Annotated in this window: 17 protein-coding genes; 13 read left to right on the forward strand and 4 right to left on the reverse strand. The window is 52.9% G+C overall.

The window, feature by feature from the left end; translation table 11 throughout:
• Positions 1–98 precede the first annotated feature (98 nt).
• From rplM to HUF19_RS02555, 8 genes are all read left to right on the forward strand, one after another.
• Positions 99–530 (forward strand): 50S ribosomal protein L13, encoded by a 432-nt coding sequence (rplM, locus tag HUF19_RS02520; protein WP_145471059.1) that lies wholly within the window; start codon positions 99–101, stop codon positions 528–530.
• A gap of 4 nt (positions 531–534) precedes the next feature.
• Positions 535–927 (forward strand): 30S ribosomal protein S9, encoded by a 393-nt coding sequence (gene rpsI / locus HUF19_RS02525; protein WP_260999457.1) that lies wholly within the window; start codon positions 535–537, stop codon positions 925–927.
• Positions 928–1,150: 223 nt separating this feature from the next.
• Positions 1,151–1,747 carry a ubiquinol-cytochrome c reductase iron-sulfur subunit gene (petA, locus tag HUF19_RS02530; RefSeq protein ID WP_260998350.1) on the forward strand — a complete coding sequence of 199 codons (597 nt, stop codon included), beginning with the start codon at positions 1,151–1,153 and terminating at the stop codon, positions 1,745–1,747.
• A complete protein-coding gene (locus HUF19_RS02535) occupies positions 1,747–2,979 on the forward strand; it encodes a cytochrome b (RefSeq protein WP_260998351.1) in 1,233 nt (410 codons plus the stop codon). The genes petA and HUF19_RS02535 overlap by 1 nt, the downstream gene beginning before the upstream one ends.
• 2 nt (positions 2,980–2,981) lie before the next feature.
• Positions 2,982–3,737 (forward strand): cytochrome c1, encoded by a 756-nt coding sequence (locus HUF19_RS02540; protein WP_260998352.1) that lies wholly within the window; start codon positions 2,982–2,984, stop codon positions 3,735–3,737.
• A gap of 89 nt (positions 3,738–3,826) precedes the next feature.
• Positions 3,827–4,453: a stringent starvation protein SspA gene (gene sspA, locus HUF19_RS02545; RefSeq protein ID WP_145471056.1), complete on the forward strand. Its 627-nt coding sequence runs from the start codon at positions 3,827–3,829 to the stop codon at positions 4,451–4,453.
• Entirely contained in the window at positions 4,453–4,872 is a 420-nt protein-coding gene (locus tag HUF19_RS02550) for a ClpXP protease specificity-enhancing factor (RefSeq protein WP_436317737.1), read from the forward strand. The genes sspA and HUF19_RS02550 overlap by 1 nt, the downstream gene beginning before the upstream one ends.
• 262 nt (positions 4,873–5,134) lie before the next feature.
• The gene (locus HUF19_RS02555) at positions 5,135–6,199 is read left to right on the forward strand and encodes a BMP family ABC transporter substrate-binding protein (protein ID WP_260998353.1); all 1,065 of its coding nucleotides are present in this window, start codon (positions 5,135–5,137) and stop codon (positions 6,197–6,199) included.
• A 66-nt stretch (positions 6,200–6,265) separates the two neighbouring features.
• Here HUF19_RS02555 and HUF19_RS02560 read toward each other — a convergent pair whose 3' ends face one another.
• The 4 genes from HUF19_RS02560 to gatC form a co-directional block, all read right to left on the reverse strand.
• Positions 6,266–6,877, reverse strand: coding sequence for an SRPBCC family protein (locus HUF19_RS02560; RefSeq protein WP_145471053.1), 612 nt, complete (start codon positions 6,875–6,877; stop codon positions 6,266–6,268).
• 140 nt (positions 6,878–7,017) lie between these two features.
• Complete coding sequence (gene gatB, locus HUF19_RS02565; RefSeq protein WP_260998354.1) at positions 7,018–8,478, reverse strand: Asp-tRNA(Asn)/Glu-tRNA(Gln) amidotransferase subunit GatB; 1,461 nt, start codon at positions 8,476–8,478, stop codon at positions 7,018–7,020.
• A 10-nt stretch (positions 8,479–8,488) separates the two neighbouring features.
• Positions 8,489–9,940, reverse strand: a complete 1,452-nt coding sequence (gene gatA / locus HUF19_RS02570) for an Asp-tRNA(Asn)/Glu-tRNA(Gln) amidotransferase subunit GatA (protein WP_260998355.1) — start codon at positions 9,938–9,940, stop codon at positions 8,489–8,491.
• Between the two features lie 41 nt (positions 9,941–9,981).
• Positions 9,982–10,269 (reverse strand): Asp-tRNA(Asn)/Glu-tRNA(Gln) amidotransferase subunit GatC, encoded by a 288-nt coding sequence (gene gatC, locus HUF19_RS02575; RefSeq protein WP_145471050.1) that lies wholly within the window; start codon positions 10,267–10,269, stop codon positions 9,982–9,984.
• 126 nt (positions 10,270–10,395) lie between these two features.
• Here gatC and HUF19_RS02580 point away from each other — a divergent pair, with 126 nt between their 5' ends.
• The 5 genes from HUF19_RS02580 (at position 10,396) to rng (ending at position 14,980) form a co-directional block, all read left to right on the forward strand.
• A complete protein-coding gene (locus tag HUF19_RS02580; protein WP_145471049.1) occupies positions 10,396–11,433 on the forward strand; it encodes a rod shape-determining protein in 1,038 nt (345 codons plus the stop codon).
• Positions 11,434–11,645: 212 nt separating this feature from the next.
• Positions 11,646–12,464 (forward strand): rod shape-determining protein MreC, encoded by an 819-nt coding sequence (mreC, locus tag HUF19_RS02585; protein WP_260998356.1) that lies wholly within the window; start codon positions 11,646–11,648, stop codon positions 12,462–12,464.
• Complete coding sequence (gene mreD, locus HUF19_RS02590; RefSeq protein ID WP_260998357.1) at positions 12,461–12,940, forward strand: rod shape-determining protein MreD; 480 nt, start codon at positions 12,461–12,463, stop codon at positions 12,938–12,940. The genes mreC and mreD overlap by 4 nt, the downstream gene beginning before the upstream one ends.
• A complete protein-coding gene (locus tag HUF19_RS02595) occupies positions 12,937–13,524 on the forward strand; it encodes a Maf family protein (protein WP_260998358.1) in 588 nt (195 codons plus the stop codon). Before mreD ends, HUF19_RS02595 begins: the two co-directional genes overlap by 4 nt.
• 4 nt (positions 13,525–13,528) lie before the next feature.
• Entirely contained in the window at positions 13,529–14,980 is a 1,452-nt protein-coding gene (rng, locus tag HUF19_RS02600) for a ribonuclease G (protein WP_260998359.1), read from the forward strand.
• The last annotated feature ends 6 nt before the right edge of the window (positions 14,981–14,986 follow it).

Raw genomic sequence — 14,986 nt, forward strand, 5'->3', positions numbered from 1 at the left:
TCATAATTCATACAGGATTATGACTTGCGGAAGGATCTTCCTTCCTATAGAATGCCGCCCTCTTTTCGAATCAACATGCCCTTAAAGGCGAGAAATTGATGAAAACATACAGCGCGAAACCCGAAACCGTAAAACGTGAGTGGTTTGTAGTTGATGCAGCTGAACAGACGCTGGGTCGCCTGGCCACTGAGGTTGCTCGCCGTCTGAGAGGCAAGCACAAGCCAGAATACACTCCACACGTTGATACCGGCGATTACATCGTTGTTATCAATGCAGACAAAGTTAAAGTTACCGGTAATAAAACCAGTGACAAGATGTACCATCATCACACTGGTTACCCAGGTGGTCTGAAGTCTATTTCTTTCGAGAAACTGATTGACCATAAGCCTGAAATGGTAATCGAACTGGCCGTTAAAGGTATGCTTCCAAAGAATCCTTTAGGTCGTGCCATGTACAAAAAAATGAAAGTTTATGCTGGTAGCGAGCATCCGCATACCGCTCAGCAGCCGCAAGAACTGAAACTGGGATAATATGATGGCAGTCTCTCAATACTATGGTACCGGTCGTCGTAAGACCTCCACAGCTCGTGTGTTCCTGCGTCCTGGTACTGGCAGCATCGTAGTTAATAAGCGTCCTCTGGATGTTTACTTTGGTCGTGAAACCGCTCGTATGGTTGTTCGTCAACCACTCGAACTGACTGAAAACCTGACCAAGTTTGACGTTATCATTAACGTTAACGGTGGTGGTGGTAACGGTCAGGCCGGTGCAATCCGTCACGGTATTACCCGTGCCCTGATGCAATACGACGAAACTCTGCGTCCTTCTCTGCGTGCAGCGGGTTATGTTACCCGTGACGCCCGTGAAGTTGAGCGTAAGAAAGTGGGTCTGCGTAAAGCACGTAAGAAGCCACAATTCTCCAAGCGTTAATTCGCTCGCAGAATACAAAAAGAAGCGTTCATTGGCTTATGTCAATGGACGCTTTTTTTATGCCCAAAACCCCATGTTCTGTGGGTTTTTCAGGTTGTTTCCCCTCCCCAATTTCTTTACTATGTGCGCCGCTCTGTATGCTACGCTGGGTCTGTGCAAAAAATATACAACAGGCTCCTGACCTTGTAGCACAAAAGAATTTTTTTGATGGGAGAAGATGGTAATGAGTCAAGACGGCGTGAATAAGGGTCGGCGTACTCTGCTCGTAGGCGCTACAGCCGGCGTCGGTGCTGTCGGCGCTGGCTTTCTCGCAGTACCCTTCGTGAAATCTTGGTTGCCAAGTGAGAAGGCGAAAGCAGCAGGTGCTCCGGCAAAAGTCGATATCAGCAAAATTGAGCCAGGTGCAATGCTGACCGCCGAATGGCGTGGTAAGCCGGTGTATATTGCACGCCGCACCCAGGAACAGCTGGACAATCTGCCAAACCTGAATGACAACCTGAAAGACCCGGAAAACAGCGTTAAAGAGCAGCAGCCTGCTTACGCCGATAATATTTATCGCTCGCGCAAACCGGAGTTTATTGTCCTGCTGGGTGTGTGTACTCACCTGGGTTGTGCGCCGAAATACTTCGCTGAAGTTAAGCCGGAAACATTCGACGCAAACTGGCAGGGCGGTTGGTTCTGTCCGTGTCACGGCTCCCGTTTTGATTTGTCTGGCCGCGTATTTAACGGCTCACCAGCTGCTACCAACCTGATTGTTCCTCCTTACTCTTTCGAGGACGACAATGTTCTGGTAATCGGTGTTGATGAGGAGAACGCTTAATGAGTAAGCAGCAAAACACCCTGATGGGCTGGATTGATGACCGTCTGCCGGTTACCCAGACCTATGAAAAGCATATGTCCAAGTACTATGCACCGAAGAACTTTAACTTCTGGTACTTCTTCGGCGTACTGTCCATGCTGATGCTGGCTAACCAGATCCTGACCGGTATCTGGCTGACCATGAACTTCGTGCCAAGTGCCGAAGGCGCCTTTGCTTCTGTTGAATACATCATGCGTGATGTTGAGTGGGGCTGGCTGATCCGTTACCTGCACTCCACCGGTGCTACCTTCTTCTTTATTGCCGTTTATCTGCACATGATGCGTGCGATTCTGTACGGTTCATACCAGAAGCCACGCGAGCTGATCTGGATCTTTGGTATGCTGATTTATCTGGCTCTGATGGCGGAAGCTTTCATGGGTTACGTACTGCCATGGGGACAGATGTCTTACTGGGGTGCGCAGGTAATTATCTCTCTGTTCTCAGTTATTCCTTTCGGTATTGGTGATGCTCTGACTGAGTGGATCCGTGGTGACTTCCTGATTTCCGGTGCCACCCTGAACCGCTTCTTCGCTCTGCACGTTATTGCTCTGCCTCTGGTGATCGTGATGCTGGTGGTTCTGCACCTGCTGGCGCTGCACGAAGTGGGTTCTAACAACCCGGATGGCGTTGATATCAAAAAACTGAAAGACGAAAACGGTAAGCCGCTGGATGGTATCCCGTTCCACCCTTACTACACCGTACATGACATGGTGGGTATTGTTGTCTTCCTGATGATCTTCTGCACCGTGCTGTTCTTCTTCCCTGAAGGTAACGGTTTCATGCTGGAGTACGCTAACTTTGAGCCGGCTAACGGCCTGAAAACCCCAGAGCATATTGCTCCTGTATGGTATTTCGGTGCGTTCTACGCGATTCTGCGTGCGGTACCGGATAAGCTGCTGGGTGTTGTTGCCATGGCCGCTGCTATTGCCGTTCTGTTTGTTCTGCCATGGCTGGATCGCAGCCCGGTTAAGAGCTGGCGCTACAAAGGCTGGATCAGCAAAGTGTTTATCGTTGTCTTTGCTGCTGCCTTCGTTGAACTGACCTGGCTTGGTACTCAGCCAGCGAACGACCTGAATACTTTCCTGGCTCGTTTCTGCTCAGTTATTTACTTTGGCTTCTTCCTGCTGATGCCGTTCTACACCCGCATGGAAAAAACCAAACCAGTACCAGAGCGCGTAACCGGGGGCCACTGATAATGAAAAAAGTATTCGCGTTAATTGCAGCATTTATTCCAGCCGTTGCGATGGCTGCAGGGGCCGGAGTTCATCTGGACAAGCACCTGACCGATCTGACCGACACTGCATCCCTGCAGCGTGGTGCACAGACCTTTGCTAACTACTGCATGGGCTGTCACTCACTGGAGCATGCCCGTTTTAACCGTGTTGCCCGCGACCTGGGCATCCCGGAAGAACTGATGCAGGAAAATCTGAACTTTGCCGGCAAGCAGTTCGGTGAGCTGATGACCATTGCCATGCAGAAAGAAGACTCCAAGCGTTGGTTTGGTGCTACTCCTCCGGATCTGACTCTGGTTGCCCGTGTTCGCCGCCCTGATTGGGTATACACCTACATGCGCAGCTTTTATGAAGACCCAAGCCGTCCGTGGGGCGTAAACAACGCTGTATTTAAAGACGTTGGTATGCCGCATGTTCTGGCTGATCTTCAGGGTCGTCAGGTAAAAGGCACCGCACAGGTTGCTGTGGGCTTTGATACCCTGACTGGTCAGGAAATCACCGAAGAGCACGAAGGCGTTCTTTATCTGGCAGAAGAGGGTACCCTGTCTGCAGAAGAGTACGACAAAGTTGTGTTCGACCTGGTTAACTTCCTGGTTTACATGGCTGAACCTATTGCTGTTGAGCGTGAGCGCATCGGCTGGTGGGTACTGTTATTCCTGGCAATCTTCTTTGTTCCTGTATATATGCTGAACAAAGAATACTGGCGCGACGTTAAGTAAGACGTCCGGCAGCTGATTGCCTGCACAGCCCGTCCGCTTTTGCGGCCGGGCTATCTTTGTTTTTGGGTTTGCTAAGAGGTAAGGAAATTATGGGGGTTGTGGCTAAACGCTCTTCCATGACGTTCTATTCGGATGCGTCAGATCATTACAGTCACCGTGTACGTATCGTACTGGCTGAAAAAGGGGTGGCGGTAGAAATTCATGACGTCGATCCTGACAACAAGCCAGAAGATCTGGCATCACTGAACCCATACAACTCGCTGCCAACACTGGTGGATCGCGATCTGGTTCTGTACGAACCAAACGTGATGATGGAATACCTCGACGAGCGCTTCCCGCACCCGCCGCTGTTGCCGGTTTACCCGGTTGCCCGTGCGCAAAGCCGTCTGTGGATTAACCGCATCGAAAAAGACTGGGGTGGCCTGATCGACACCATCCTCAACGGAAAAGGCAAGGATGTTGAAGCAGCCCGTAAACAGCTGACTGACAGTCTGATTGCAACCAGCCCGATCTTTGCAGAATTGCCATATTTTATGAGCGAAGAGTTCTCCATTGTTGATTGCTGCGTTGGCCCGATCCTGTGGCGCTTGCCGGTACTGGGTATCGAATTGCCGGAAAAATCCTGCAAGCCGATGCTGCAATATATGGAGCGTTTGTTTGAGCGTGAATCCTTTATCGCCAGCCTCTCTGAAGCTGAGCGGGAAATGCGCGACTGATGAGTAATACCATGACACCCAGTCGTCCGTACTTAATGCGGGCGCTGAATGAGTGGATTCTCGATAATCAGTGCACGCCTTACGTTCTGGTTGATGCTTTACTGCCCGATGTTCAGGTTCCGCAGGAATATGTGAATAACGGGCAGATTGTGCTGAATATCAGTCCCGGAGCTGTGCAGAACCTGCTGATTGATGAAAGTGGTCTGTCGTTTAATGCCCGCTTTGGTGGTGTGCCAATGGCGGTCTTTGTGCCTGTTATTGCCATATTGGCAATTTATGCGCGCGAGAATGGTCAGGGAATGGTGTTTGGCTCTGAAGCCGGAGCACCGAATCCGGATGACCCGCAACCGCCGAAGAAAAAGCCTGTAGCGGAAAATCCGCCAGCTGGCGCAAGACCTTCGCTGAAAGTGGTGAAGTGATGCCTGAGCCGGACGTCGGCAGATTGACGTCGGACGCTTAAGAAGCAGGAATATAAGAAACCGCCGCAAGGCGGTTTTTTTATGTCTGACTGTTACCCTGCACTGCTCCTCCCGGGCTGTTATTCAATAAATGGCGCGTCTTTGGCCACTTTTGAACATTTATTGTGAACACTCTCGATAAATGGAAATTCTGCGCTTGTGGGCAGAAGCTGGCTGAGCATAATGCCTGACCGAATGGTCAAGTATTAATGGTTGGAATGTTATGCGCCCCTGTGCGATGAATTTTTTATTGGTATTACTGTGCTCACTGACGACGGCTGCTCAGGCGCAAATTAAAGCGGCTTTTATTTATGTTGGACCAGCCAAAGAAGTCGGCTGGTCACACTCGCATGATGAAGGGCGTCAGCATCTGGAAAAAGTCTTCGGTGCGGATGTCAAAACGCAATATGTGGAGTTTGTGCAGGAAGGACGCGCCTCTGCTGAAATTATCCGTAAGCTGGCAGCAGAAAACGATATTATTTTTACTACCTCGCAGGGGTATATGGTTACCACGGCGCGTGTTGCCCGTGAATTTCCGGCGGTTAAGTTTGATAACGCCACCGGTCTGCGTCTGAGCGAAAACCTTGGCAGCTATGCCGCGCGTGCTTATGAACCACGTTATTTATCCGGCATGATTGCCGGTGCCATGACCCGCAGTAACCGCATTGGTTTTGTTGCCGCTCATGCGATTCCGGAAGTTATCCGTGGTATTAATGCATTTACCCTTGGCGTACGCCGGGTAAACCCTCAGGCCGTTGTTGAAGTAAAGTGGACCCGTCAGTGGTACGCGCCGGACAAAGCCTCTGAGCTGGCCCGTGAGCTGCTGAAAAGCGGTGCTGATGTGCTGACCCATCACACCGACTCGCCAGCGGTTGTTAAAGAAGCAGAAGCCGCTGGCGTATTTGCCATCAGCTTCCACTCCAATATGTCGGAATTTGCCCCGACCAAACAAATTGCCTCGGTTGGTTACGACTGGGGAAAATACTACGCCACACAGATTCAGGCGTTAAAAGAAGGCAACTGGAGCAGCAAGCGATTGTGGCTGGGTATGAGTGAGGATATTGCCCAGCTGAATAATCTCAGCGATCAGATTCCGGCAGCGGTGCGCGATCAGGTGTCGCAGGTTGAAAAGGAAATAAAGAATAAAACCTTCAGCGTTTTCTCCGGCCCTGTTCTTAACAGTCGCGGTCGTCCACTGGTTCGCGCCGGCGAATCTCTCACCGATGATGAGCTGCTGCGTATGAACTGGTATGTGGAAGGAGTGGTTGGCGAGATGCCGTCGTTCTGATGGGCGGTGTATTACTAAAGCGATTTCCCTGATGCTTTTCAGCATCAGGGAATGTAAGCAGCCAACTCAGGCATCAAACGGGCTGTGCGGCTCCCACGGATGCGGACGCTCGAACGCATCTTTCTGCTCGATCATAGCCTTAATATTTTCCAGGTTCAGGCGGAATACCCGCTCTCCTTCGAACTGGCTGACCCAGAATACGAAATGTTCAAAAACGGAATATTTTGTATGGTCGTCGAGATCACCTTCAAAGGTCAGGCGGGTGGTGCCATTGCCCAGATCTTCATACAGCTGATAGGCGGTAAACTGAAAACGCTCGAATAATTCCCAGCTGGTGTTGGAGACATTATAGGTACGCAGGGTACGGCGTTTGTATGGTTCAGCGGTCAGGGTGCGTTCATCCCAGAAAAATCCTTCTTCATTGTCGTTGCGGAAGCAGCGGCGCAGAGCACCGATCTGGCCTTCGGCAACCGGTGAACTTTCCAGTGGGCGGATATGATCAAAGATTACCGACCAGCCTTTCGCGTGGCGGTTATCAGAAAGAAAATCCCAGACTTCTTTGACGGGCGCATTAATAACAACACTGTGTGAAGTAACGACGTGGCGCTGGGCCTGAGCAATAAGGATAACAACAGACAAAGTGACAACGGCCACCAGTCCGGCTAATAGTTTTTTCATAAGCGTTTCCGGATAAATAAGGAGGGTGAGTCGTGAGATGTCCGGCAGAAAGAGTGCCGGAAAATAATTCCGTCCGTGGTGCTTTTATTATGGTGTTATAAAACGCCCGCCGCGGTTATTGGCGGCGGGCGCTGAGGGTCTTACAACTCTGACAGTTTTTTCTGCAGTACGTCCATAACCACCTGCGGGTTAACCCCTTTAGCGGCTTTACGCACCAGACCAATAAAAGGCCCGATGGCTTTCGCGCGTTTATCTTCCGGTGTTGCCAGATAACCTTCCACCAGTTTCGGGTTGGCCGCCAGAACCTCGGCAACAATGGCTTCGATTGCGCCGCTGTCAGATACCTGTTTCAGGCCCAGGGAATCGACCAGCTTGTCGACGCTTTCTGCGCTGCCGTCACCTTTACCTTCGACCAGTGCATTAAAGACTTCTTTTGCACCACCGTTGTTCAGGGTGTTGTCTTTAATCAGCTGCAGAATGCGGCCCAGCTGCTCGGCGCTGACGGCCATTTCGCCGATGCTGATTTCCAGACGGTTCAGTGTGGCAGATACGTCGCCCTGCACCCAGTTGGCCGCCAGCTTATAGTCGTTGGCGATTTTGGCCGCGGTTTCGAAATAGTGTGCCAGCTCACGGTTGGCTGCCAGTACCGCCGCATCGATGGCGCTCAGGCCGTGTGCGTGGGCAAAGCGGGCACGTTTGGCATCCGGCAGTTCCGGCAGGGTGGCACGTACGGCTTCAACATAGTTGTCGTCGATGATTACTGGTAATAAATCCGGGCAAGGGAAGTAGCGGTAATCGTTGGCAACTTCTTTGGAGCGCATGGCGCGGGTTTCGTTTTTGTCGGCATCGTACAGGCGGGTTTCCTGAATGATTTTGCCGCCATCTTCGAGAATATCCATCTGCCGTGCAATTTCAGCATCGATGGCACGTTCCACGTTGCGGAAAGAGTTTACGTTTTTAATTTCGGTGCGGGTGCCGAATTCTTCCTGACCTTTCGGGCGCAGGGAAACGTTACAGTCACAACGCATTGAACCCTGAGATAAATCGCCGTCGCAAATACCCAGGTAAGTCACAATGCTGTGCATTTTACGGAAATAGGCCGCGGCTTCTTTGGCGTTGCGCATTTCCGGCTCGGATACGATTTCAATCAGCGGCGTGCCGGCACGGTTCAGGTCGATACCGGACATACCGTTAAAGCCTTCGTGTACCGATTTACCGGCGTCTTCTTCCAGGTGCGCACGGGTAACGTTAATACGCTTGCTGCTGCCGTCTTCCAGTTCGATATCGATATGGCCGATGCCAACAATCGGATGGTGCAGCTGGGTGGTCTGGTAGCCTTTGGGAGAATCCGGGTAGAAATAGTTTTTACGGTCAAAAACCGATTTCAGGCCGATTTCTGCGTCAATGGCGAGGCCGAACTTTACCGCCATGCGTAACGCTTCTTCGTTAAACGCCGGCAGTACACCAGGCAGACCCAGATCGATGGCACAGGCCTGGGTGTTGGCGTCGGCACCGTAAGCGGTCGACGAGCCGGAGAAAATTTTCGATTTGGTGGCCAGCTGAGCGTGAATCTCAAGGCCGATTACAACTTCCCATTCCATGATTCGCTCCTCAAATGCCCGCAGGTGTTTTCAGATGCCAGTCGGTGCTTTGCTGGAATTTATGCGCAGCATTCAGCAGACGGCCTTCGTCAAAATAATTACCGATCAGCTGTAAGCCGACCGGTAAGTTGTTTACCTGACCACAGGAAATCGACATGCCGGGCAGGCCTGCCAGATTCAGGGCGATGGTGAAAATATCTTCAAGGTACATGTCGACCGGATCGGCGGTTTTTTCGCCGCATTTAAATGCCGGCGTCGGCGTGGTTGGGCCCATGATGATATCGACTTCGTTAAAGGCATTCACAAAGTCATTTTTAATCAGACGGCGTACCTGCTGCGCTTTTTTGTAGTAAGCATCGTAGAAACCGGCAGACAGGGCATAGGCACCGACCATAATGCGGCGTTTAACTTCGATACCGAAACCTTCACCACGCGAGCGTTTGTACAGGTCGTTAATATCCTGCGGATTTTCGCAACGGTAACCAAAACGTACACCGTCCATGCGTGACAGGTTGGCGGAGCACTCGGCCGGCGCAATGATGTAATACGTAGGAATGGCCAGATGGGTATTCGGCAGTGAAACTTCTTTCACCCTGGCGCCCATTTTTTCGTATTCGGCGATGGCGTTGCGTACCTGCTGCTGCATTTCGGCACTTAAATCGCTGCGGAAATATTCTTTTGGCAGGCCGATGGTCAAACCTTCGATGCTGTTATTCAGCGTGGCGGTGTAATCCGGTACTTCACGGTCAACGCAGGTGGAGTCTTTGGCATCAAAGCCGGCCATAACATTGAGCATCATGGCGGAGTCTTCGGCGGTACGGGTAATGGTACCGGCCTGATCGAGACTGGAGGCGTAAGCAATCATGCCCCAGCGTGATACGCGGCCATAGGTTGGCTTCAGGCCGGTCAGGCCACAGAAGGCGGCCGGCTGGCGGATCGAACCACCGGTATCGGATGCTGTAGCACCCGGTACCAGCTGCGCGGCAACCGCAGCGGCTGAACCACCGGAAGAACCACCGGGAACACGGTCGGTATCCCATGGGTTTTTAACGGCGCCGAAAAAGGAGCTTTCGTTGGATGAGCCCATGGCAAATTCATCCATGTTCAGCTTACCCAGAGACACAGCACCGGCGTTGTTGAAGTTTTCAACAATGGTGGCGTCGTAAGGCGCAACGAAATTGCTCAGCATTTTTGAGCCGCAGGTGGTCAGAACACCGTTGGTACAGAAAATATCTTTATGTGCCATCGGCACACCGGTCCAGGCATCGGCATTGCCGGCTGCGCGACGGGCATCGGCGGCTTTGGCCTGAGCCAGCGCCTGTTCTTCGCTCACGGTAATGAAACTGTTGTAGCGATTATCGGTCTGTTTGATGCGGGAAAGCAGGTTCTCAGTAATTTCGACACTGCTGTATTCACCGGCCGCCAGATCGCGGGAAATTTCTGCGATGGTTTTGTTGTGCATAAGGAATCCTTGTACCCGGGGCTGAGCCTCAGGTTTTGCTGTTACTCGACGACGCGTGGAACGAGGTAGTAGCCATTCTCGGTCTGAGGAGCGATCTGCTGGAAATGATCGCGGTTATTCTCTTCGGTCACGACGTCAGCCCGCAGACGCTGAACTGCATCCAGCGGGTGGGCCATTGGTTCGACAGATGAGGTGTCGACGGCGGATAACTGATCGACCAGGTCGAGAATGTTGCTCAGATTTTTCTGGTATTCCGCGATTTGTGCCTCGTCGATTTGCAGACGGGACAGATCGGCAATGTCACGAACCTGTTGCTGGTCCAGAGCCATGTGCTTACTCCAGTGTTGATGCCTGTTGGAAAGGTGCCGAGCGTAGCATAAATGCGCCTTGCCCTAAATCCCCACCATTGCTAGAGTTACCCACAATTTTGCCACCTGTGAACAGGAATCGATTGGATGTTTAAGAAGTTAAGAGGCCTGTTTTCCAGCGATCTGTCGATCGATCTGGGAACTGCAAACACTCTGATTTATATGCGTGATCAAGGCATCGTCCTCAATGAGCCATCAGTTGTAGCCATCCGTCTGCAGGGTCATCAGAAAAGCGTGGCAGCGGTAGGTACCGAAGCAAAGCGTATGCTGGGTCGTACTCCGGGAAATATTCAGGCCATCCGGCCAATGAAAGACGGTGTAATTGCCGACTTTGAAGTGACTGAAAAAATGCTGCAGTACTTTATTAAAAAAGTGCACGAAAGCAGCTTTATGACACCAAGCCCACGGGTTGTGGTCTGTGTGCCGTATCAGGCAACCAAGGTAGAGCGCAAAGCGATCCGTGATTCGGTACTGGGTGCCGGTGCACGTCGTGCTTATCTGATTCACGAACCAATGGCAGCAGCGATTGGTGCCGGCCTGCCGGTTGATGAAGCGCGTGGTTCGATGGTTGTGGATATCGGTGGTGGTACCACCGAAATCGCCATCATCTCCCTGAGTGGCGTAGTTTATGCGGAATCGGTAAAAGTCGGTGGTGACCGTTTTGATGAGGCCATCGTCGCTTATATTCGTCGTAACTACGGCAGTCTGATCGGTGAGGCGACCGCTGAGCGTATCAAGCAGGAAATTGGCACTGCCTATCCGGGTGGCGAAGTACGTGAAATCGACGTCCGTGGCCGTAATCTGGCGGAAGGTATTCCGCGCAGCTTTACCCTGAACTCCAATGAAATTCTCGAAGCGCTGCAGGAATCTCTGGCGGCTATCGTGCAGGCGGTTAAGGGTGCGTTGGAGCAGTCTCCACCGGAGCTGGCGTCTGACGTTGCCGAACGCGGTATGGTACTGACCGGTGGTGGCGCGTTATTGCGAGACCTCGATAAGCTGCTGAGTGAAGAAACCGGCCTGCCGGTGATCGTTGCTGACGATCCGCTGACCTGTGTCGCCCGTGGCGGTGGTAAGTTTCTGGAAACGGCAACCGAGCAACAGCTGGAAATGCTGGTGCTGGATTAATTGCCGGAAAAAGAACGCTGAAAAAGCGGGGCTCTTGCCCCGCTTTTTTTATGTTTAAAGCATTCAGTTATGCAGTGGAAGCTGCCGACTCCGGCCTGCCGGTGCTGGTTCCTGTTTGTGCTTGGCGGTATAGTTAGCCACTTCCATTTTTATTCGGGTAGAGCGTTATTAAGTCGCAGTTTCAGGTGCCGACGTTTCAGCGGCAGCGGGTCTTGGGGATTGTTGTTCTGGCACTGACGCTGATGTGGCTGGACAGTCACGCCCCATGGTTACAATCCGTGCGTTATATCACCGGTTATCTGCTGGCGCCTGCGCAGCAGGTGGCGCTGGTTCCCTCCGCTATTGGTAACTGGTTTGGCGAATCCGCCGCCAGCCGCCAGGAATTAACCAACGAAAATAAACAGCTGACAGCGCGCAATCTGGTGCTGGAGCTGCGTGCCCAGCGTCTGGCCGCGCTGGAAGCAGAAAATATCGAGCTGCGTGAATTGCTCAGTGCTTCAGAGCAGGTTGACGACCGCGTACTGGTCACCGCCGTGGTGGCCGTTGATCCGGATCCGTTCAGTCAGCAGATTCTGATCAATAAAGGCGGCGAAGACGGCGTATTTATCGGCCAGCCGGTGCTGGATGCCTATGGCCTGCTTGGTCAGGTGATCGATGTTATGCCCTACAGTGCCCGGGTGCTGATGATTGCCGACTCCAACCATGCGATTCCGGTGCAGGTAAACCGTAACGGCGTGCGCGCAATTGCCGTTGGTACCGGCGCGCTGGATGAACTCGAACTGATTTATGTGCCCAATACCGCCGACATTATCAAAGGCGACCTGCTGGTCAGCTCCGGTCTGGGCGGGCGTTATCCGCGCGGTTATCCGGTCGCAACCGTGACCAAAGTTGAAAATATTCCCGGAAAATCCTTTGCCGCTGTTACGGCAGAACCCAGCGCTCACTTAGATCGCAGCCGGCATTTATTGCTGGTATTCAGTCATGGCTCTGGTCAGGTGCCACCGGGCGATTTATGGCAGGGTAAAGAATGAATATCCGTGCACTGATTTTAGTGGCAACCGGTATGTTTCTGGCCTTTGTGCTTGAGCATCTGCCGATGCCCGACATTCTGCTGTGGTTGCAGCCAGCCTGGGTGCTGCTGCTGGTGACTTTACTGGTACTGCATGCGCCGCATATTTTTGGTCTGTGGCTGGCTTTGCCACTGGGGCTGATGCTGGACGTGGAGCACAATTCGCTGCTTGGTATGCACGTGCTCACGCTGGCGGTGCATATTTTTGTATTGCAGCTGCTGTACCGGCGTATGGCGATGTTTAATTTTCTGCAGCAGACCGCCGTGGTGTTTTTGCTGGTGGTGCTGCAGCAGTTACTGAGCTACTGGGCGGTGGCACTGGTGAGTGAAAATATGGTGCCGGTATCGCTCTGGACTCCGGCCCTGACTTCGGCGCTGGTCTGGCCCTGGGTGTACGCCTTAACCCATATGGCGCTGGCGCGCCTGCATCTGTCATGACGGATACAACAGGCCTGATTCTGGCGTCCGCTTCGCCCCGGCGACGGGAATTACTGCAGCAGATTGGGGTTAAATTCCGTATCGAGGTTGCTGATATTGACGAGACTCCGCTGTCAGCAGAACACCCGGCGGCCTATGTGGCCCGGTTGGCGCTGGGCAAGGCGCAGAAGATTGCAGCTGAGAATCCCGGTTGCGTGGTGCTGGGTTCAGACACCACAGTCGTGCTGGACGATGAGATTCTCGGTAAACCGGAAAACGCTGATGATGCAGCGCGTATGCTGGCGGCACTGGCTGGTCGCCGCCATCAGGTTATGACCGCCGTTGCTTTGGTAAAGGATGATCAGCAGCGGGTACAGACGGTTATCACCAATGTTCACTTTGCGCCGTTAAGTGCCGCGCAGATCAGCGCCTATGTGGCGACCGGCGAGCCGGCCGATAAAGCCGGAGCTTATGGAATACAGGGACTGGGTGCAGTGCTGGTGGACGCCATCGAAGGCAGTTACAGCAATGTGGTTGGTCTGCCGCTGACGGAAACAGCGGCCATGCTGCAACAATTTGATATTCCCATCTGGGACAAGGATTAAGCCTGTGAATGCAGAAATTCTGATGAACGTTACCCCGACGGAAACGCGGGTAGCGGTGGTCGAGAACGGCGTGGTGCAGGAAATTTTCCTCGAACGCACCAATCACCGTGGACTGGTCGGCAACATTTATAAAGGCAAAGTGGTGCGCGTGCTGCCCGGTATGCAGGCGGCCTTTGTTGATATCGGTCTGGAGCGTGCGGCTTTTATCCATGCCGCCGAAATCGGCAATGGTGATGGCAATGCACCGATCAGCCAGCTGGTACACGAAGGTCAGGCGCTGGTTGTGCAGGTCACCAAAGACCCTATCGGCACCAAAGGTGCCCGTCTGACCACCCAGCTTGCCATTCCGTCACGCTATCTGGTGTACATGCCGGGAGCGGATCATGTCGGCATTTCACAGCGCATTGATGATGATGGCGAACGCGAGCGTCTGAAGCAGCTGGTAAACAACTGCATGGAAGCGGAAGGTCTGACCGGCGAAGCGGGTTTTATCCTGCGTACCGCGGCCGAAGGCGTGGGCGATGATGAAATTCTGTCCGATACCCGCTACCTGCGCCGCTTATGGCGCAAGCTGGAAGAGCGCATTAAAGACAATAAACCGCCGAGTCTGGTGTATGACGAGCTGCCGCTGTCGCTGCGTACCCTGCGTGATTATTCGCGGCCGGAAGTTACCAAAATTCTGATCGACTCGCGCGAAACCTTCCAGAAAATCGAGCAGTTTGTGCAGCAGTATGTGCCGGAAGTTGCCGACCGTATTGAGTATTATCCGGGCCCGCGCCCGCTGTTTGAACTGTACAGCGTTGAAGATGAAATCCAGCGTGCGCTGGAGCGCAAGGTGCCGCTGAAGTCCGGCGGCTATCTGGTGATCGATCAGACCGAAGCCATGACCACCATCGACGTCAATACCGGTGGCTTTGTTGGGCGCCGCAACCTCGAAGAAACCATTTTTAAAACCAACCTCGAAGCGGCAACCGCCATTGGCCGGCAACTGCGCCTGCGTAATCTCGGCGGTATTATCATCCTCGATTTTATCGATATGGCTGAAGCCGAGCATCAGCGTCAGGTTCTGCGCATGCTGGAAAAGGTGCTGGAAAAGGATCACGCTAAAACCAAGATCAGTGGTGTATCCGAACTGGGACTGGTGGAGATGACACGCAAGCGTACGCGTGAGAGTCTGGAACAGATGCTGATGGAGCCCTGCCGCTGCTGTGGCGGACGCGGTTCGGTAAAAACCGCAGAAACCATCTGCTATGAAATCTTCCGTGAAATTCTGCGCGAAGAACGGGCTTACGGTGCCGGAACCTATTCCGTACTCGCCAGTCAGCAGGTAGTTGACCGGCTGCTGGACGAAGACAGCAACGGTCTGGCGGATCTGGAAGCCTTTATCGGCAAGGCCATTAAGTTACAGGTTGAGCCGTTATACACCCAGGATCATTACGACATCGTCCTGCAATAGGCATTG

It is taken from the genome of Thalassolituus hydrocarboniclasticus (assembly GCF_025345565.1).
In the GTDB taxonomy this organism is placed as follows: Bacteria; Pseudomonadota; Gammaproteobacteria; order Pseudomonadales; family Oceanobacteraceae; genus Venatoribacter; species Venatoribacter hydrocarboniclasticus.